Genomic DNA, 18530 nt, shown 5'->3' with positions numbered 1-18530 from the left:
TTAATCCGACGATTATACCTTTGCCTCTTGCGACTTTGCGTGATTAAATCAACCTTACATGTCGTCACTCATTTTCTGGAAAAACTGGAATCCCGGTCAACGTTTTTTATACATTACTTCACTTGGCCTGCTTGGGTTAGGGTTAGTTGCTTTGCTGTTCTTTCACTATCGAGGCATTGAAAATACCGTCCGTTGGGAAGTATTGAGCGAACTGGACGAAATTCCGATGCCGTTGGATACGCTAAAGTTATCCGGAAGTGCGGAACAGGCAACCGTCGGACCGGATACAACTCAGGCGCAGTCAAAAATCATTCTTCCGGGAAAAGGTTATTTGCTTAAAGAGCAATTTGTTCCTGTTCGGTCAGATATCCCTGAGTGGCTTGTATTTGGCTACTGGGGCATTGTATTAGCAGGGCTGGTGTTACTTTTGAGTGCCGTTACGGTGCTGTCGCGCTGGTGGTACATCGGCGTAATGATGGTTTTTATCGGAGTGTTGGCTACTTCTCATTTAGAAGTTTTACAGCTTTTCGGTTCCGATAAAGCCCTTGGGTTTGGTATTGCAGCCGCGCTGCTCGGCAGCGTCAGCTACTATTTACACGCTTTCAGAGATGACATCACCATTGAGCGACGTATATTTATCTTTACAGTTTTGGTGATAGGAGTCTGCGTATTTTTCTCATTTTTCTCCAAAATACAGTTTGTCGCGCTTACGGTTACCTCTTATTCTTTATTACCGGTAGTAATTATTGCCATTGGATTTATCGGATGGTTGTCCATTGAGATCATTGCCGGTTTTGTCTACGTTGTTACTCATCCACGTACCGGTTTTGGCAAGAACAGCCTACTCAATTTTCTGTTTATCACCGGCTTATACTTGTTTAGCCTACTGTTATTATACTTCAAGATCACCCGGCAAACTGACAGCAGCTTATTGTACCTCAGTCCTTTTGTGCTATATGTTGTGAGTGTTACAGTGGGAATTTGGAGTTTGGCCAAACGAACCGAAAACAGTCTGCCTTTTCGCGAAGCTGCCGTCTGGCTGTATGCGGGATTAGGATTGGTCACAACGGGTGTAATGGCATTTGTGCTGTTTACCGACAACAATCCATTGATCGAGGTCTTTGAAGATGCCATTATCTATTCACAATTGGCCATAGGAACCGTGTTTACCGGATACATCGGTCTCAATTTTTGGCCATTGTTCAAACAGGGCAAAGCAGTCTATAAAGTCATTTATAAGCCCATGCGCATTGTTCAGTCGCAGGTTTGGCTGATCGGGGGTATGGGGGTAGTTACATTGATATCCCTCAATCGTTTTCATAGTATAGATCAGGCACAGGCAGGGCATTATAATGGATTAGGAGATCTGCACACCGCCACACAGGAATACGTGATTGCCGAGCAATATTACCAATTGGCGCTTGATATGGATTTTCAAAACCATAAATCAGGTTTTTCGTTGGCTTCGCTGGCGTTGCGTCAGGGCGATCGCCTCAGCGCGGGAGCTTACTTCCAACAGGCATTACACAAAGACCCTACCCCGCAGGCTTACGCAGGGCTGAGTCAGGCACTGTTAAATGAGAATCTGTTTTTTGATGCTGTCTTTAATTTGCGAAAAGGCATCGATCAATTTTCGAAAAGCGGCGAGTTGCAAAACAACCTCGGTTATCTTTATACTCGAACGGCTATTGCCGACTCTGCTTATTATTATTTTGAACTGGCCCGTCAGAATTCCATCAACATTGCTGTACCCGAAACAAACCTGTTGGCATTTTGGGGGAAAGCATTGGCGGCGGTCGATTCTGCCAACTCCCTGTCGGCGCTTGGCCTTACAAAAGCAGAATTTAAAGAAACGAAACTGCTGGAAAGTAGTAAAATTTCACTTTCACACGAAGCCAATCGAATTGCATTGGCACAACTCACGGGCGAAAGAACACAGGTCGAAAAAGTAGCCCTTGCTCTTTCCAGTGATTCGACCCTAAGTGTAAATAACTTTGCTTATTTATATAACGTAGATCAATATACGCAAGATACAACATTGGCGCCTTTATTGAGGCAATTGATCAATACAGGGAACAACGGGAATTTTTACAATGAACTGCAACTCGCCCACGCTTACGCTGAATACAATCGTGATAAAATAAGCGCTTTTGATATATTGGCCGCCCAAACCGTGGCTGATACCTCGCAAAAAGTTGCCTTGGCACGCCAAACACTGCAATTTTGGTTATTGAAAGAACGTACTGAAGAACCTGCCGCCACCGCTTCAGTCGCTTCTTTGAAATCTGAATCAGATTTCAAAGAAGCCCTTCGCAGACACCCTTTCAGTATACCTACCCTGCAGAAAGTAACGGCCTATTTTAACCAACGGAATCAGCCCAAAACGGCTTACCAATTCATTTTAAATGCGCTCCGATTTCGGCGCGATTCTCCTGAATTACAAAAAATGTATATCCTTCAATGTCTTCATCTGCGCCTGACAGAGTTTGCCGAAGATGGACTTCGAGACTTGTTCTCCCTGACCTCTTTTACCGACTATCAAGCATTTCTGAAAATCTATCAGGCACAACGCGCACTCATCGAAAAAGAACGTGAAAGTTTTAGATGATTATCGTACTTTTACTTATTCATTTTGCCCTATAACTCTTTTCTACCATCATAAAAAAATAACCACTCTTTATGTGGAAAGTACTGGCCACTGGCTTAGGAATCTTAGCTGTATTATTCAGTTGTGTGTTTGCTTACTTTTACTTTAAATATTTGCGTTATGAACAGGACTTTGTAGCTGAATACTTGCTTAAAAACCCTAAAAAGTGCGCAATATATTGGGTACGTAATGATTCCCTGTTGGTCAACCATCGTGCGGACACACTCATGCCATTGGCCAGCACAGTCAAGATCATAGTTGCTATTGAGTTTGCTCAACAGGCAGCGGAAGGAAAAATCAATGTTGAGGAACGTGTTCCGATAAGCGAGCCGGGACGGTTCTATATTCCGGATACCGATGGCGGTGCGCATCCAGCCTGGTTGGAAAGTTTGAAAAAGGAAAAATTGTTGATCAAGAATACTGTTTCATTGCTGGAGATTGCCAAAGGCATGATGCAGTTCAGCAGTAATGCCAATACGGAATATCTGATGTGGAAATTGGGGCTCAATAATATCAACGCCAATCTTCCAAAGCTTGGACTTGTTAAGCATCAATTGCTGTATCCGTTTGTATCAGCCCTTTATGTATGCTCGGACGAACACTCAGCTACCGGATTAAAAAAAATGCCTATGTCGCTGTATCTCCAACGTACCAATAAGTACTTTGAGCTGATGAAAGTGGATACCGGCGCCAAAGCCACCTTTAACATGGCGAATGTTCCGCTTCCCGTACAGCGGATTTGGTCGGATAGATTGCCAAGTTCAACGGTGCAGGAATACGCCGGGTTGATGAAAAAAATAAACAGTCGCACGTATTTTAACCGAAATACGCAAGCTGTTTTGGATCAGTTGATGGAGTGGCCAATGCGGTTCGATCCTGCCAACAAAAAACGGTTTGTACATTTTGGGGCAAAAGGAGGGTCAACGGCATTTGTTCTGAACTATGCACTTTACGCTACCGACAAGCAGGGAAACAAGACTGAAATGGTCATATTTACCAATAATCTCGGTGTTTTTGAACAAACGCTGTTACAGGCAGAATTTCAAGTCTTTATCCAAAAAATACTGATCAACAATCCGGACAACAAAGCCATATTATCTATTTTGAAACAACTCAACTAACATGTCATCATTACCGGGCAAACTTAAATGGGTCAATGCCGCTTTCAGCCGCATTACTCAAATCATTGACAATGAAAATGTGATCGGCGAAATGAAACGGGAGCTTTTCAGCTCTGATGTGACGGCTCACCTCAATCAGACTACCCTGCGCTTTGATGTTCACGGTTTTTTGACAAAACAAGTCAATGTGCATGACCGAAACGATACCATTATTGCAACGATCGAACTGCATTTTGGCAGAAAAGCAACGCTGCATTTAAACGGAGAAACCTACCTTTTCAAGAAAAATGGGTTTTTATCCCGTGAGTGGTCGCTTATTCATGACCTTCCCGGTACGGACCAAGACCCTGAAATAATCCATTATACAACGGTTCGTACTTTTTTCAAAAAAGAAGGTGAACTTACTGTTTTGGAATCGTCTCCCCAAAATGATATATTGATCCTGACGGGGTTGTTTTTACGTAATTATTTTGTACGGCGTCAAGCCAAAAAAGCGGCAGTGATCGCTGCTGCCGGATAATACACTAATCCTTTATTTATATTCATAGACATCTATTCATTCAGGAGAAATATAATCAGTCATGAAAATCATTGAAACCTCCCACATTGCCAAACGCTACGTAATGGGTAGCGAAGTAATTGAAGCGCTCAAAGACGTAACAATATCGGTCAATAAAGGTGAGTATGTTGCTTTTATGGGACCGTCAGGTTCGGGCAAATCTACCCTAATGAACATTATTGGTTGCTTAGATACGCCAACTTCGGGAAAATATGTTTTGAATAATAAGGACGTAAGTGATATGAGCGAGAACGAACTCGCCGAAGTACGTAACAAGGAAATCGGGTTTGTGTTTCAGACCTTTAATCTTCTTCCACGCATGACTTCGCTCGAAAACGTGGCACTTCCCCTGATCTATGCAGGTTTTACCAAGGCTCAACGAACCGAAAAAGCCATGCTTGCTCTTAAGAACGTAGGTCTGGAAAACCGCGCCGGACACCGCCCTAACGAGCTTTCCGGGGGGCAGCGCCAACGCGTTGCGGTAGCCCGGGCGTTGGTCAATGATCCCAGTATTTTGTTGGCCGATGAGCCAACAGGGAACTTGGACTCAAAAACATCCTACGAGATCATGGATCTGTTTGAACAACTTCATACCAAAGGCAATACTATTGTGGTTGTTACGCACGAAGACGATATCGCCAACTATGCTCACCGCGTGGTTCGCCTCCGTGATGGTTTGGTAGAAACCGATACGATCAATAAAAATCCAACAAAAGCGCGATTAATGGCGCAGGGGTTGGGAAGTCATTAAATTGAAAAGGCATGGCCTTTTAAGAAAAATATACGCAAACGGTCGGGTTGTGAGCAACCCTCTGCACGGATAAGGTGTAGAGGGTTGCTCACAACCCGACCATCCATTTATGCTTAAGCCCTTAATAAACGTTGATCTCTTTACTTCAAAAAGGGCTTATCTACCACCATTTCGGTTTCGATCAGCGAAGGCGCAATTTTAAGGCGGTCGCTGTCCGGTGTTTCTGAAACAGCTCTACGGGCACTTCGATTGCCCGTGATTTGAAAATAGGCTTCCGACAAAAGCGGCTCCCTCAAATCGCCAAAGGCGTAAAATGGTACGCTTAAATCTTCTTTAATTTGAACATTTGGCTTAAAACCTGCCGTATAATCCGACTGTCCGGCCGAATTGAAAACTTTGATCACAATAGGCATCATGCCTTGTGCGAATCGGTTTTTACTGTCTTTGATCAGAATAGACCCTACGTTTTTTCCAACAGTCACATCACCAATTAAAAATACATCCATAAAAGGCTTTAATCCATTGATAACCAGTTCGCTGGCTGAAGCAGTACGGCTACTGACCAAAACATAGACGCGCTGTAAGTTTGCGCCAATATTTTCCGTTTTGGGTTGGAAATAATTGAGATTAAATTCTTTTCCTTGGTTTTTCTCAAGGTCAGGCGTCGCTTTTGAGTTGTATTCATCGCGCGAGAAAACGGTCTTATCCGTTACGCCTTTGGCAATAAAACTTCCCAATGTTCTGGCCGTGGAAGTATATCCACCGCCATTATACCGCAGATCCAGAATAAATTCGTTGATTCCTGCGGCTTTGTACTTTCCGAAAATGGTAGCCATTTTTTGGTCATACAAAGGCTGATCGCTGTTATTAGGTTTTGAATAGAACCGATTATAGACCAAATAACCGATTTTTTTCGTGCCTTTGGTGTACACAGTATCCAGCAACATCGGATCTTCCTGCAACGCCTGCGCAACAACCGTTTTGGTTTGATCGGCAGATACAAACGCCTTGTTTTCATAACGTCCCACGGTGTATATATAGTTGGTACCTTCGGCAAAAAGCGCGGTATAATTGTCAACCGTAGCCAATTGTCCATCCACTGTGACTTTAGCAAAAATATCTCCGCGTTTGATGCCTGCCTTTGCCGCAGGAGAGCCTGGAAATACGTACATGACAAAGCCCGCAATGGTGTTATTACTGTTGTATAAAGCCATTCTCGCGCCTGTCGTTTTGCTTTCTCCCGATAAGGAAGATTCGGTTTCCTGTGCATTTGACAGGAAACGTGAAAAACGGTCGCCGTCAGGGCGGGCCGTTGCATCGAAAGTATAAAGCAGTGAGTTAAAATAGGTCTCGGGTGCCAATGTCTTATTGTCTAACGCACCTGCGGGAATTTTGTCTCGCCAATAGTACCAATAATCCATGTTGACCGAGAGAAAGTCATTCACTAAAGCATCTCCCGACGATACATCTCCCTGTTTACACGCATTCAACCCGGTCAACAAGGCAACGATGCCGAAAAGGAATGTTTTTGAAATTAATTTTTGCATATTTGTTGAGAAGGTTTCGACGTACAAAAACGTGATAAACTCAAATTTATTTTAAATAGCCTGCTATCCCAAACTTTACGCTGCTTTTTACTATTTACGACAAAATACCCACTCAAATGTTTCTACGCATTGTTATTTTTTCCACACTCCTTCTTCCTTCTCTTTTGCTTGCCCAATGGCTTCCGCAAACAAGCGGTACAGAATCTCATTTCCGCTCTATTTCGGCCATCAATGAAAAAGTCCTCTGGGCCGGCGGCACCAAAGGTACGGTTTTGTACACCGTAAATGGCGGCGAAAATTGGACAGTTTTACAGGTAATCGGTGCCGAAAAACTGGACTTTAGGGGAATTAAAGGGTTGAACGAAAAAACCGCCGTTGCCGTCAGCGCAGGGCTGGCCGAGGAAGGGCAAGCACGTATTTATCGGACCGAAGACGCCGGCAAAACGTGGCAACAGGTATGGGCAACTGACCAAAAGGGCGTTTTTCTGGACGGAATTGCTTTTTGGGATAAAAAAAACGGTCTCATTTTCGGTGATCCTATTGATAATCATTTATATCTGCTCAAAACAGCCGACGGCGGCAAAACGTGGGAACGTCTCTCCCCTACTGCACTTCCCGCCAACTTGCCTAATGAAGCGTCCTTTGCCGCCAGTAATTCGACCATGGTGGTACAGGGCAGCAAAAATGTTTGGGTAGGAACGGGCGGTGCCGATCATGCTCGTGTATTCCGCTCTAATGATCGCGGCGCTACGTGGCAGGTAACCGATGCACCCATGAAAGCCAATGCTTCTTCGGGTATTTTTGGCTTACACTTTTGGGGCGCTATGCACGGCATAGCAGTGGGCGGTGATTACAAAGCCGACAAGGAAGCCTTTGAAAATGTTATCCTGACACAGGATGGCGGTAAAACGTGGCAAAACAGTACTCCTACAAACCCCGCAGGGCTCAAAGAAGCCGTTTATAAATTAAAGAACGGCACACTGATTGCCGTAGGTCCTGCAGGAAGCTGTATTTCAAAAGACAATGCGAAAACGTGGCAACCACTTTCCGGAGCACCCAATGGGCTGCACGCTATGGCTTGTGCGGGCAATACCTGCTGGGCCATTGGTTCGAAAGGGCAAATTGTAAAACTGTCAAATTAATCTTTACATTTGCACTAAAATAATGGCATCGGGGTGCCTCCTGTGAGGCTGAGATCATACCCGTGAACCTGAACCGGTTAGTACCGGCGTAGGAAATGCATCATACTGAAATCATTCATATCATCCATAGCCACATTTCCCTTTTTCGGGGAGATGTGGCTTTTTTTATGCTTCAACTATGAGCTTTGAAATCGTCAAAAAAGACCTGACCAACTGGCAAAACCGCAAGGAGTGGTTTTTTAATCGGGAGTTTACCGATACCTACGAGCAATGGTACGAGGGGCCTTACAAACGAGCCGAAGTGTGGCAAAAGAAAGTCATTGAGCAACTTGTAAAAAAAGATCCCCGCATCAAAACCCTGCTGGAATTTGGGTGTGGTACCACTCGTTTTACCCGATGGTGGCATCAAATAGACATTGAAGCTTCCGGCGGCGACATTTCGCCTTTTATGTTGGCGCAGGCAGTGCATTTGTTCAAGGGCGATCTGGTCATGGCCGACTCCCATTTCATGCCGTTCAAAGACCACACCTTCGACGCCGTGGCATTTATTACGACCTTTGAATACTACCGCGACCCGGTAAAGGTAATTCGTGAAGCGGCTCGGGTGGGCAAAAACGGCATTATATTTGGCATGATGAACCGCAATTCTCCCAAGGTAGTCCGCCGCCGCATTCAGCAGGCTTTCGGAAAAAATCCCTTTTACGTTACGGCTACGTTCTACACCCCCAATCACCTCATTTCTGTCATTGATGAAGCACTCAAAGGCCGCGAATACAGTATTGAATGGACGTGTACAGGCCTGCCAAAGTGGTTCCCGGTACAGCAATGGAGCGTTCCGTACGGCGATTTTTTTGGGTTGTACGTAAAGCTGTTGTAAGGGCTGAAAAGTTTAGCCCGGCATAATTTCCAAGTTTAAAAGCATCCTAAAACAGAAGTTATGAAAAACAATGAGACAGGTAAAATCACGGACGAAGATTTCAAGAATCTCATTTACCCTTTCTGCGGAACTACTCGCAAAGAGGTAAAAGTCGGTCCCGGTTTTGGCACCGACATTTCCATTATTGATTTACCCAACGGGTTTGAGATGGCTCTTACCAGCGACCCGCTTTCTTACATTCCGAGCCTTGGATTGGAAGAATCAGCTTGGTTGTCGGTGCATCTCATGGCCAATGATATGGCCACTACCGGCATTGCACCTCACTACGCTCAGTTCATATTAAATCTTCCCAATCACGTTTCGGAGGCCGATTTTCAGACGTATTGGCAACACATTCACACTTTTTGCCAAACCATCGGCGTAGCCATTACGGGAGGACATACGGGTCGGTTTAAAGGAATTGATTCGACCATAGCCGGAGGCGGTACAATGATAGCAGTGGCCGAGAAAGGCAAGATGCTGTGCAGCCGATTTGCCCAACCGGGCAACGACATCGTCGTGACCAAACAAGCCGCGCTGATTGCCACATCCATTTTGGCAAGAAGCTTTCCAAATACGGTAAAGAATAAATGCGGAACAGAAGTTTTTCAACAAGCCATTGAATTATTTTACCAAACGAGCAGTCTCAAAGAAGGGTTGACTGCCGCCGCATTTAATGAAAACGAAGGACCGGCTGTTACGGCCATGCACGACGTAACCGAGGGCGGAATTTTGGGTGCTCTATATGAAATGGCCGTAGCGTCTCAATGTGGGTTGGAAGTAAACGCTGATTTGCTGCCCATTGGAGACGCTGCAAAAAGCGTTTGTGCACTTTTCAACATCGCCCCCTTCTACTCTGTTGGAGCAGGCTCCATGATCATTGCAGTAAAGCCTGATAAAACGGCCGGATTGCTTCGAAAATTAAATGAAGAAGGAATTTCAGCGACCAAGGTCGGCAGCTTTACATCCATTGAGAAAGGCATTCAAATCCATGATCACGGAACGTTTTCTCCCCTTATTCCACCGCCAACTGACCCCTACTGGGCGGCCTTTTTTGACGGATTAACCAAAGGATTGACATGAAAAATACCAAGAAAATAACGGGCGGGGTGTATTTGGTCATTGACCCAAGTTGGGATCCATCGTTTACATTGCCCCGCTTGACCCAAGCTCTCAGCGCAGGGATCAGTTCGATACAGATTTGGGACAACTGGCCTATCCGGTCAAACAAAATTGGTTTTATAAACGAAATCATGGCCTTAGCCGGGCCCTTTCATGTTCCCGTTTTGATCAATAATGACTGGAAGTTGTTAAAAGAAACAATGTTGGACGGAGTACATTTTGATAAACCCTGTTCTACATTAAAACAAATTGAAAATAACATCGGAAGGACTTTTCTAAAAGGAGTCACCTGCGGCAACGATCTGACCACCGTTCAATGGGCCAACGATCATTTTTTTGATTATGTCTCTTTTTGTTCAATGTTTCCATCTTCATCAACCGATTCCTGTGAAATCGTCCGGAAAGAAATAGTAAGGCAAGCGCGAAAACTGACTGAAATGCCCGTTTTCGTCGCCGGCGGAATTTCTTTGGAAAACATTAGCCTTCTGCAGGACTGCGGTATAAACGGAGTAGCGCTTATCTCTGCCATTATGAAATCAGCCGATCCTTTTGAAACAACAAAACAATTCAATCACTATTTCTCAACATCCGATGAAACCAACACTCATTCATAAACTGTGCTGCCCGTTCGACAAACAGGATCTCTCGTTGACAATCATTAAGCAAGACGCTGACCAAAACATTATTGAAGGGCTGCTTACATGCGCAGACTGCCGGCGTTATTATCCTATCGTATACGGAATTCCTATCATGAACCCTGATGAATATCGCGAGAAACAACTTGAAGAACCAATTCTTCAACGGTGGTCTAAGCAGTTAGGAATTACACTCAATAAGAATTTCAGGCTTTCATAGGCAAGTCTCGTGTGGAGGGTTGCTCACAACCCGACCATCCTTTTTGTCAGGGCAAAAACTGTTTTTTTCACCCTGACAAAAATACCTTATCACTGTATTTACTTCTATTTTGTATTTACCCTTTCCCAATCATGAAAGATCTTTTGCTGAAGAGTCGTTACACCGGCAAGAGGCTTGATCGGAAAATCCCGCTCCGATTTTTGCTTTGTTGTGATTGATTTCGACGTTTGAATCTTATTCCTCAACCCTAAAATTTCAAGGGTTTACCTATTTGTCCGGCAGCGAGCGCTTTTCTCTGCGCACACCTGCCTGCCACGCCGGTGCCCTATTTTTTGGCGGGAATTTCACCTAAATCTACGCGATTCGTGTCTTTATTCCAATAGAGACGATAGTTTTTGCCTGAATCGATTTTATACTCTTCTGTTACTTTATCGAGGGTGCTCACGCGCATATACACTTGTGTATCAGCCAATTTAAACTCAGCTTTTTTCTTGGAAGGAAGAAAGAATGCCTGCCAATTGGTGCGGTCGCCGCTAACTTCGTAGGAAACCTCACCGCTCAATTCGTTTTGAATGGAGAACGGGAAACGGTCGTTGATGGGGTCTTCGGCTACATCGGCCAGCGCCACTATCTCTATTTTTACCGTTACCAATTTGCCTTTGTCTTTTTTCTTAACGCCTACGTACAATTCTTCTCCTTGGCAACTCAAAACACCCACGGCGCTTTTGGTGCTGTCTACTTTTTGGCAAGGTGTGGCGTCTTTTCCGGCATCAAACTTGTCCGCGGCCGATTTATCCGTGAAAAAATACACCTCTACGCCCACGGCCCCATTGGGTTCGGAAAGATATGGCGTAAAGTCAAAGCCTGTTTTCAGCAGCGTGTCGGGGTTGGTAACACGGAGGCTTTTGTAGAATGTATCGGATGTATTTACCTTTTCGTTCTGGTAAACCGTGACTCGATAAAAAGCCGATTTTGTTCCTTTGGGAAGCGAAACTTTGATGGGCTTATTCTTAGCCAATAGCTTATTTACGGTAGTATTGGGACGAAATACAACATAGTCCACAATTACTTCCTGAAGCATTTTTTGGGCGGCAGCGTCGATGGTCATCAAAAACGTGCTCAGCAAACCTAAAAGGAATATCTTTTTCATAGAAATGGAAAGTTGTAAACGCATACACAACGTAAATGTAGTGGATTTATTTTTCGACAGTCTATCTTTGTGCCATGAACCTGTTTAAATTACTGCGTGCCAACTCCCCGTTTATCATTCCTTATGGTCTATTGCTGATCGTATTGGGCATATATCAAATTCTTTATCGTCAGGGAATTATCAGTTTGGAAGTCAATCGTTATTACAGTTCGCTTGCCGACCCGTTTTTTAAATACGTCACTCACTTGGGCGACGGTGCCTTTTGCATTGGCGTTGGGCTTGTGATGATGTATTGGTCGCGGCCAAAGGGCATTTTAATTATTTTATCGTATGCCATTTCGGGAATCTTTGCACAACTGATCAAAAATTTCGGATTTCCTCATGAGCCTCGCCCGGCGGAATATTTTTCGGGAATGATGCAGCATTTACATACCGTTACAGGTGTTGAATTGAGTCATTGGAACAGTTTCCCTTCGGGGCACACAACCTCTGCATTTTCTTTATTTGCCCTGCTCGCAGTTTGGGTTAAATCTCCTTTTTTGAAATTTCTTTGTCTGGTGATGGCCGCAACAATTGGATTTTCCAGAATGTATTTAATGCAGCACTTTTTGATCGATGTCTATACAGGCTCACTTTTAGGGACTTTGACGGCGTATGCATTGGTGTTAAACAGTCCTCGGTTCAAATTGCCTTCCACTTTATAATTATTGATCATCAGCACATTATTCTTTAAGTGCTTTATAAAATAACGCAACATTGAAAAGTCACTCTTCTTTCAGTATCGAAAAACCGTGGGTCGTCACTTTATTGGCGCTTGTATTTTTTGTTCCGTATTTAGGCGGCGTTCATTTATTTGATTGGGACGAAATCAACTTCGCTGAATCAGCGCGGGAAATGCTGGTAACGAAGAATTATCTACGCGTACAAATTGATTATCAGCCTTTTTGGGAAAAACCACCCTTATTTATCTGGATACAGGCACTCTCAATGAAAATATTCGGCGTAAATGAATTTGCCGCACGATTTCCTAACGCCATCGTTGGAGTCATTACGCTATTGACCTTTTATTTTGTTGGGAAACGTCTGATCGACGCCCGTTTTGGATTCCTATGGGTTTTGGCCTATTTAGGATCGGTCACACCGCATCTTTATTTCAAGTCAGGCATTATTGACCCATTATTCAACTATTTCATGTTTTTGAGCGTGCTGTACCTCACCCCCTCGCTCCGCTCGACCCCTCTCCTTGGTAAGGAGAGGGGAACGCCGAAGGAAGGGGTGAGGTTCTTTCTTGCCGGGATTTTTGCGGGTTTGGCCGTTTGGACCAAAGGCCCCGTGGGTGTTGGAGTGCCAACATTGACGTTGGGCGCTTTTTGGTTGATCAATTATTTTCAATCAAAATCAGTCGCCAAATCATCAGACTGCCTCAGCTATTATTCATTCAAAAACCTCTCTATTTATGCTTTAACGGCAGGATTGCTTACGGCAGGTTGGATGTTGGCGATCATTTGGGAAAGCGGTTGGGCTACGTTTGTCGCCTTTTTGGAATACCTGTATCGACTCGGTGCCACTTCGGAAGCAGACCACGGGCAACCATTTTATTACCATTTTATAGTGGTTCTGATCGGTTGTTTCCCCATTTCTGTGATTGGGCTTCCTTATGTAAGTCGCATTTTTAATCCTTTGCTTCGGAAAATCGGAAAATCTTCGAACGGGATTATAAATCCCTCACAGTCAGCGTTCAGGATTACAAATCCTGAACAGCGGTCGTTTATACTTATGATGCTTTGTTTGTTTTGGGTGGTGATGATCGTTTTCTCAATCGTAAAAACCAAGATTGTTCACTATAGCTCCATGACCTATTTTCCATTATCTTTTTTAGCGGCATTATGGATACATCGTTGGCTGAAAGGAGAGATCGTATGGCCGCGTTGGATGACCGTTTTGTTGCTTATTATTGGATTTATTCTGTCATTGGTGCTCACTGCGGTTCCGTTGATCGGTATGTATTCAGCCATTATTGCACCTTATATTGACGATACGTTTGTTGTAGCCAATCTTCAGGCACCCGTCGAATGGGCGGGGTATGAATGGTTGTTCGGCGTTATTTATTTTGGTGCCATTGTATACGCAGCAGTTTTGTGGCAGAAGCGAAAGTTATTGGCTGTCAGAACATTGTTTTTTGCTACGGCTATTTTGCTGTTTGTTTATGGTGCCGTCGTTGTTCCAAAGATTGAAGGTTATACCCAACGAACAGTCATTGATTTTTACATTTCAAAGCGCGGTCAGGATGTATACGTATGGCCGATTGGTTTTAAAAGTTATGCTCAGTTGTTTTACTTTAAAAAACCCATCGGTGTACGCGCTGAAGCAAGCGATGAGGGTTGGCTTTTAAATGGCCCCGTAGACAAACCTACCTTCCTTATTTCCCGCGTTGACCGTGCCGAGGAGTTCAGAAAACACCCGAACCTGGAATTGATCAAAGAAGAAAATGGCTTTGTATTTTTTCGTCGAAAGCCTGATTATCAGAAAATTTCTGAATCTATGACCAAATGAAAAATGCAACGGGAAGCACTGATCATGCTTCCCGTTTTTATTTTTCTTCCTGATTTATTTGGAAAATTGAATTGTGAACTATTCTTTTGTATCAAATTTAACCAAATGGTTAAACCAAAAGTTAAATATGCCGGAAGCAGAGCTATCCACCGAAGAAAAAATCTTAAAAGCAGCCGAAGAAGTGTTTATGCGCGACGGCTACGATGGGTCACGTATGCAGGACATTGCCGATGTGGCGGGCATCAATAAAGCGCTTTTACATTATTATTTTCGCTCAAAAGACAAGTTGTTTGAGAAAATATTTGATGCTAAGATCCAAGTATTTTTTCCGCGCCTTGAACAGGCTTTTTACCAAGATCTGCCTTTTATGGAAAAGGTTGAATTTTTCATTGAACAATACATCGGATTGTTGAGGAACAATCCTTATTTGCCGCTTTTTGTCTTGAATACCATCAATAAAAGAGATAATTCGGATTTCATTAAAAAGGTACCTGCCGAGCTAAGTCAGCGTCTTATTATGAGTTATAATGCTGATTTTCAGCAGGGAAAATTACGAGCCATCAACCCGCTTCAGTTTGTAATCTCGGTCATGGGCATGTGTATCTTTCCGTTTCTGGGGCGGCCCGTTTTGCAAAATATGTTTAAGGCCGACAGCAACGCCTTTGACAAACTAATGGAACAGCGCATTGAGGAACTTAAAGTGTATATTCGATTGATTTTGACCCCGTAATATTTTTTTATCCTATTTTTAACCAATTAGTTAAACTGTAAGGTTATGCGAAGTTGTATTCTATACGTTGGCTTATTGATGGTACTCAATCACATCAGCCACGCACAAACCACTTTATCGTTGGAGGATTGCTACCGGCAGGCCGAAACACACAGTCCGCAAGCGGCACAAATGCCACTCATTCAGGAAGCTACCGATTTACAGATCAAACTGCTGAATCGCGGCTATATGCCTCAATCGCGCCTCAACGGACAGGCTACCTGGCAGTCGGATGTGACGAGTGTGCCTATTTCTTTGCCCAATTTTGAAATTTCACCGCCGCCTAAAGACCAATACAAATTGACGCTGGACGTGACCCAAACGATTTGGGACGGCGGCGTAACCGAAAAACAAAAAGCGGCGGCACTGGCCAATCAGCAGGTAGAAAAACAACGAGTGGCGGTGGATATTTACCAAATTCGGGAGCAGGTAAGCAACTTGTTCTTTGGTGCCATTTTTGCCGAACGCCAACTCCTTAATTTTGAAATTCTACAAAAAGAAGTGCAAGTCAAACTCACCAAGACCCAAGCTTCGGTGCAAAACGGTACGGCGATCCGCTCCAATGTTCTGAGTTTGGAAGCACGATTACTGGAGTTGGAACAACAACAACTGGAAACCCAAAAGCGGCGAGCCGCAGCCTTAGAAGGTCTTTCTCTGCTGACAGGAACAGCAATAGACCTTTCAACGTCACTGCAACCTCCTGCGGCCACCGCTATTGCGGCGGCCGTAATTGCTCGTCCTGAACTGCGTTTGTTTGATGTGCAAAAACAAAATTTGGCGGTCAACGAGCAACTCATAAAAGCAAAGAACCTTCCAAAACTTTCGGCCTTCGCAACAGGTGGTTACGGCCGACCCGGGCTTAATTTTTTGGCAACTCAATTCAAAACGTACTTCATTGGAGGGCTGCAATTACAGATTCCGTTGGCGCATTTGTATACGAATAGCCAAGGATTGGAAATCCGACAGTTGAGAGTAAATCAGCAACGCATTGAACGTCAACGGGAAAGTTTTTTGCTGGCTACCCAAATTCGCTTGGCAAGTCAGCGGCAGGAAGTGAGTCGTTTGCAGGCATTGGTAGAAAGCGACCGCAAATTGATCGAGATTCGCGGTACAATTCGCAAAGCTTCTGAATCTCAACTGGAAAACGGCATCATCACCGCCAGCGATTATCTTACCGAACTCGACAACGAAGATACTTCCCGCCAGAACCTGATCTTACACGAAATTCAATTGCTCCAGGCACAAAATAATCTGCGCCTGACAGCAGGAAACTGAATAGTACGCTCAAAAAAACCTTATAGGTTTATGACAGCAATCAATTATTGCAAACCTATAAGGTTTTAGTATAGCTGCTCAGGCAAAACAAAATCAATCATTCAACACCCATTGATTACATCCAAACATGAATCGTACATACTTCTCTCTTTTTTTACTTATTGTCTTGACAGCCTGCAAGGGCAGCGATCAGGACTTTGATGCCAGCGGCGTTTTTGAAGCCGACGAAGTGGTGATCTCATCGGAAGCGGCCGGAAAAATTACCCGCTTTGAAGTGGAAGAAGGCAGCGACCTGAAAGCCGGCCAAGTGATCGGCAACGTAGATTGTAAAAATCTCTCGCTGCAAAAAGCCCAAATCGAAGCCAGTATTGACGCCTTAGGCCAAAAAACCAACGATGCCGCTCCGCAAACGCAGATCGTGCGGGAGCAGCTCATTTCGCAACAGCGTCAGATCGCTACCCAACGCGAACAATTACGGGTACTCGAACGTGAACGTAAGCGCATAGACAACCTCGTAAAAGCCGAAGCTGTACCGGCCAAACAATTGGACGATATAGACGGACAAATTGACATTCTCAAAAAACAGATCGACGCCACTGAAAGTCAGGTGGCCGTTTTGAATCAGCAGATCAAATCGCAGCAACAGCAGGTATCGATTCAAAATCGCGGGGTGTTGAGCGAGCGTAAACCGTTGCAGGAACGCATTGCCCAAATGGATGACCAACTCCAACGCTGCAATATCACCAATCCGATCGACGGTACAGTATTGGTCAAATACGCCGCTGCCGACGAGATGACCGCTACGGGCAAAGCATTGTACAAAATTGCGAACCTTTCAACCCTCACATTGCGGGCTTACATTACGGGCGACCAACTCGGAAAAGTCAAATTGAATCAGCCCGTAAAGGTATTTGTGGACAACGGCAAAGACGCCTACAAAGAAGTAAGCGGAACGGTGACGTGGATCGCGAGTAAGGCCGAATTTACGCCCAAAACAATCCAGACCAAAGACGAGCGCGCCAACTTGGTCTATGCGGCCAAGATCAAGGTTAAAAATGACGGTTATCTCAAGATCGGCATGTACGGTGAAGTGAAATTATAAATAGCCGGAACGCTGATTTTTAAGATTGCTATGATTCTTTATGAACATAATTTTATCATAAAAACCCTAAAGATCAGCGTTCCATTTTAACCGGAAACAATGGCAACAGTACGCGTAGAAAATATCAAAAAAACGTACGAAAAAGGCAGCATAATAGCCCTTGACGACGTCAGCTTTGAGGTCAAATCGGGCGAGTTGTTCGGGCTTATCGGCCCCGATGGTGCGGGCAAAACCTCTCTTTTTCGCATTCTTACCACTCTCCTCTTGCCCGATGGCGGCAATGCACAGGTAGCGGGCTTGGATGTGGTCAAAGACCTGTGGGAGATACGACGCATTGTCGGCTATATGCCCGGCAAGTTTTCGCTCTATCAGGATCTGAGCATTGAAGAAAACCTTACCTTTTTTGCGACAGTCTTCAACACCACCGTTGAGAAAAATTACCACCTGATCGAAGACATTTACGTACAGATCGAGCCGTTCAAAAAACGATTGGCGGGCAAGCTTTCGGGCGGGATGAAGCAAAAACTGGCGCTTTGCTGTGCGCTCATTCACGAACCCAAAGTGCTTTTTCTGGATGAACCCACCACCGGCGTTGATCCGGTATCGCGCAAAGAGTTTTGGGACATGCTCGACCGCCTCAAAGCACGCGGTATTACCATTGTGGTTTCAACCCCTTACATGGACGAAGCCGGCCGTTGCGACCGCATTGCGCTCATTCAGAAAGGGAAGATATTGGAGTTGGACACGTTGGCCAAAATCATTAAGCGCCATAGTCAGAACCTCTACGCCGTGGATGCTGACAATCGCTACCAATTGATGAAAGACCTGCGCATTCCTGCCGAGATCGAAAGCTCTTTTGCTTTTGGGGAAGAACAGCACGTTACGCTTCGTACGAAGGAAAACAGCGAAGCGTATTTAACCGATTATCTCGCCCAACGGGGTCATACCGATATTAAGGTCAGAAAAATTGCACCCAACATCGAGGATATTTTCATCAAACTCATGCTCGAAAATCAATAGA

At 44.5% G+C, this 18530-nt stretch carries 17 protein-coding genes and 1 riboswitch; of the genes, 15 read left to right on the top strand and 2 right to left on the bottom strand.

Annotated elements, in window-relative coordinates; genetic code table 11:
- Positions 1–58: 58 nt before the first annotated feature.
- From ACQY73_RS28135 to ACQY73_RS28120, 4 genes are all read left to right on the top strand, one after another.
- On the top strand, positions 59–2608 hold the full coding sequence (locus ACQY73_RS28135; protein ID WP_428657506.1) for a tetratricopeptide repeat protein: 2550 nt from the start codon (positions 59–61) through the stop codon (positions 2606–2608).
- A 71-nt stretch (positions 2609–2679) separates the two neighbouring features.
- Positions 2680–3768, top strand: coding sequence for a serine hydrolase (locus ACQY73_RS28130; protein WP_428657505.1), 1089 nt, complete (start codon positions 2680–2682; stop codon positions 3766–3768).
- 1 nt (position 3769) lies between these two features.
- Positions 3770–4288, top strand: a complete 519-nt coding sequence (locus ACQY73_RS28125) for a hypothetical protein (RefSeq protein ID WP_428657504.1) — start codon at positions 3770–3772, stop codon at positions 4286–4288.
- Between the two features lie 61 nt (positions 4289–4349).
- Positions 4350–5078 (top strand): ABC transporter ATP-binding protein, encoded by a 729-nt coding sequence (locus ACQY73_RS28120; RefSeq protein ID WP_428657503.1) that lies wholly within the window; start codon positions 4350–4352, stop codon positions 5076–5078.
- Positions 5079–5218: 140 nt separating this feature from the next.
- Here the strand turns inward: ACQY73_RS28120 and ACQY73_RS28115 are convergent, their stop codons facing one another.
- Positions 5219–6625: a S41 family peptidase gene (locus ACQY73_RS28115; protein WP_428657502.1), complete on the bottom strand. Its 1407-nt coding sequence runs from the start codon at positions 6623–6625 to the stop codon at positions 5219–5221.
- Positions 6626–6741: 116 nt separating this feature from the next.
- Here ACQY73_RS28115 and ACQY73_RS28110 point away from each other — a divergent pair, with 116 nt between their 5' ends.
- The 5 genes from ACQY73_RS28110 (at position 6742) to ACQY73_RS28090 (ending at position 10660) form a co-directional block, all read left to right on the top strand.
- Positions 6742–7767 (top strand): WD40/YVTN/BNR-like repeat-containing protein, encoded by a 1026-nt coding sequence (locus tag ACQY73_RS28110; RefSeq protein WP_428657501.1) that lies wholly within the window; start codon positions 6742–6744, stop codon positions 7765–7767.
- Positions 7768–7786: 19 nt separating this feature from the next.
- Positions 7787–7879, top strand: a riboswitch (TPP riboswitch).
- 66 nt (positions 7880–7945) lie between these two features.
- Positions 7946–8644, top strand: a complete 699-nt coding sequence (locus tag ACQY73_RS28105; protein WP_428657500.1) for a class I SAM-dependent methyltransferase — start codon at positions 7946–7948, stop codon at positions 8642–8644.
- A gap of 60 nt (positions 8645–8704) precedes the next feature.
- Positions 8705–9766: an AIR synthase family protein gene (locus ACQY73_RS28100; protein ID WP_428657499.1), complete on the top strand. Its 1062-nt coding sequence runs from the start codon at positions 8705–8707 to the stop codon at positions 9764–9766.
- On the top strand, positions 9763–10419 hold the full coding sequence (locus ACQY73_RS28095) for a thiamine phosphate synthase (protein WP_428657498.1): 657 nt from the start codon (positions 9763–9765) through the stop codon (positions 10417–10419). The genes ACQY73_RS28100 and ACQY73_RS28095 overlap by 4 nt, the downstream gene beginning before the upstream one ends.
- Complete coding sequence (locus ACQY73_RS28090) at positions 10397–10660, top strand: Trm112 family protein (protein ID WP_428657497.1); 264 nt, start codon at positions 10397–10399, stop codon at positions 10658–10660. Before ACQY73_RS28095 ends, ACQY73_RS28090 begins: the two co-directional genes overlap by 23 nt.
- Before the next feature lie 325 nt (positions 10661–10985).
- Here the strand turns inward: ACQY73_RS28090 and ACQY73_RS28085 are convergent, their stop codons facing one another.
- Positions 10986–11810 (bottom strand): hypothetical protein, encoded by an 825-nt coding sequence (locus ACQY73_RS28085; protein WP_428657496.1) that lies wholly within the window; start codon positions 11808–11810, stop codon positions 10986–10988.
- Between the two features lie 74 nt (positions 11811–11884).
- Here ACQY73_RS28085 and ACQY73_RS28080 point away from each other — a divergent pair, with 74 nt between their 5' ends.
- The 6 genes from ACQY73_RS28080 (at position 11885) to ACQY73_RS28055 (ending at position 18529) form a co-directional block, all read left to right on the top strand.
- The gene (locus ACQY73_RS28080) at positions 11885–12514 is read left to right on the top strand and encodes a phosphatase PAP2 family protein (RefSeq protein WP_428657495.1); all 630 of its coding nucleotides are present in this window, start codon (positions 11885–11887) and stop codon (positions 12512–12514) included.
- A 52-nt stretch (positions 12515–12566) separates the two neighbouring features.
- On the top strand, positions 12567–14363 hold the full coding sequence (locus tag ACQY73_RS28075) for an ArnT family glycosyltransferase (RefSeq protein ID WP_428657494.1): 1797 nt from the start codon (positions 12567–12569) through the stop codon (positions 14361–14363).
- 127 nt (positions 14364–14490) lie between these two features.
- Positions 14491–15093, top strand: a complete 603-nt coding sequence (locus tag ACQY73_RS28070; RefSeq protein ID WP_428657493.1) for a TetR/AcrR family transcriptional regulator — start codon at positions 14491–14493, stop codon at positions 15091–15093.
- A gap of 45 nt (positions 15094–15138) precedes the next feature.
- Positions 15139–16407, top strand: a complete 1269-nt coding sequence (locus ACQY73_RS28065; protein WP_428657492.1) for a TolC family protein — start codon at positions 15139–15141, stop codon at positions 16405–16407.
- Between the two features lie 127 nt (positions 16408–16534).
- Complete coding sequence (locus tag ACQY73_RS28060) at positions 16535–17509, top strand: HlyD family secretion protein (RefSeq protein WP_428657491.1); 975 nt, start codon at positions 16535–16537, stop codon at positions 17507–17509.
- 99 nt (positions 17510–17608) lie between these two features.
- Positions 17609–18529: an ABC transporter ATP-binding protein gene (locus ACQY73_RS28055; protein WP_428657490.1), complete on the top strand. Its 921-nt coding sequence runs from the start codon at positions 17609–17611 to the stop codon at positions 18527–18529.
- Position 18530: the final 1 nt, after the last annotated feature.

It is taken from the genome of Runella sp. (assembly GCF_965279615.1).
In the GTDB taxonomy this organism is placed as follows: Bacteria; Bacteroidota; Bacteroidia; order Cytophagales; family Spirosomataceae; genus Runella.
The sequence above is the reverse complement of the archived record's forward strand: the minus strand, read 5'-3'. Positions and strand labels throughout refer to the sequence as shown.

Coding starts and splice junctions, on each gene's coding strand:
- ACQY73_RS28135 (WP_428657506.1), top strand. CDS start 59: ATGTCGTCACTCATTTTCTGGAAAAACTGGAATCCCGGTCAACGTTTT.
- ACQY73_RS28130 (WP_428657505.1), top strand. CDS start 2,680: ATGTGGAAAGTACTGGCCACTGGCTTAGGAATCTTAGCTGTATTATTC.
- ACQY73_RS28125 (WP_428657504.1), top strand. CDS start 3,770: ATGTCATCATTACCGGGCAAACTTAAATGGGTCAATGCCGCTTTCAGC.
- ACQY73_RS28120 (WP_428657503.1), top strand. CDS start 4,350: ATGAAAATCATTGAAACCTCCCACATTGCCAAACGCTACGTAATGGGT.
- ACQY73_RS28115 (WP_428657502.1), bottom strand. CDS start 6,625: ATGCAAAAATTAATTTCAAAAACATTCCTTTTCGGCATCGTTGCCTTG.
- ACQY73_RS28110 (WP_428657501.1), top strand. CDS start 6,742: ATGTTTCTACGCATTGTTATTTTTTCCACACTCCTTCTTCCTTCTCTT.
- ACQY73_RS28105 (WP_428657500.1), top strand. CDS start 7,946: ATGAGCTTTGAAATCGTCAAAAAAGACCTGACCAACTGGCAAAACCGC.
- ACQY73_RS28100 (WP_428657499.1), top strand. CDS start 8,705: ATGAAAAACAATGAGACAGGTAAAATCACGGACGAAGATTTCAAGAAT.
- ACQY73_RS28095 (WP_428657498.1), top strand. CDS start 9,763: ATGAAAAATACCAAGAAAATAACGGGCGGGGTGTATTTGGTCATTGAC.
- ACQY73_RS28090 (WP_428657497.1), top strand. CDS start 10,397: ATGAAACCAACACTCATTCATAAACTGTGCTGCCCGTTCGACAAACAG.
- ACQY73_RS28085 (WP_428657496.1), bottom strand. CDS start 11,810: ATGAAAAAGATATTCCTTTTAGGTTTGCTGAGCACGTTTTTGATGACC.
- ACQY73_RS28080 (WP_428657495.1), top strand. CDS start 11,885: ATGAACCTGTTTAAATTACTGCGTGCCAACTCCCCGTTTATCATTCCT.
- ACQY73_RS28070 (WP_428657493.1), top strand. CDS start 14,491: ATGCCGGAAGCAGAGCTATCCACCGAAGAAAAAATCTTAAAAGCAGCC.
- ACQY73_RS28065 (WP_428657492.1), top strand. CDS start 15,139: ATGCGAAGTTGTATTCTATACGTTGGCTTATTGATGGTACTCAATCAC.
- ACQY73_RS28060 (WP_428657491.1), top strand. CDS start 16,535: ATGAATCGTACATACTTCTCTCTTTTTTTACTTATTGTCTTGACAGCC.
- ACQY73_RS28055 (WP_428657490.1), top strand. CDS start 17,609: ATGGCAACAGTACGCGTAGAAAATATCAAAAAAACGTACGAAAAAGGC.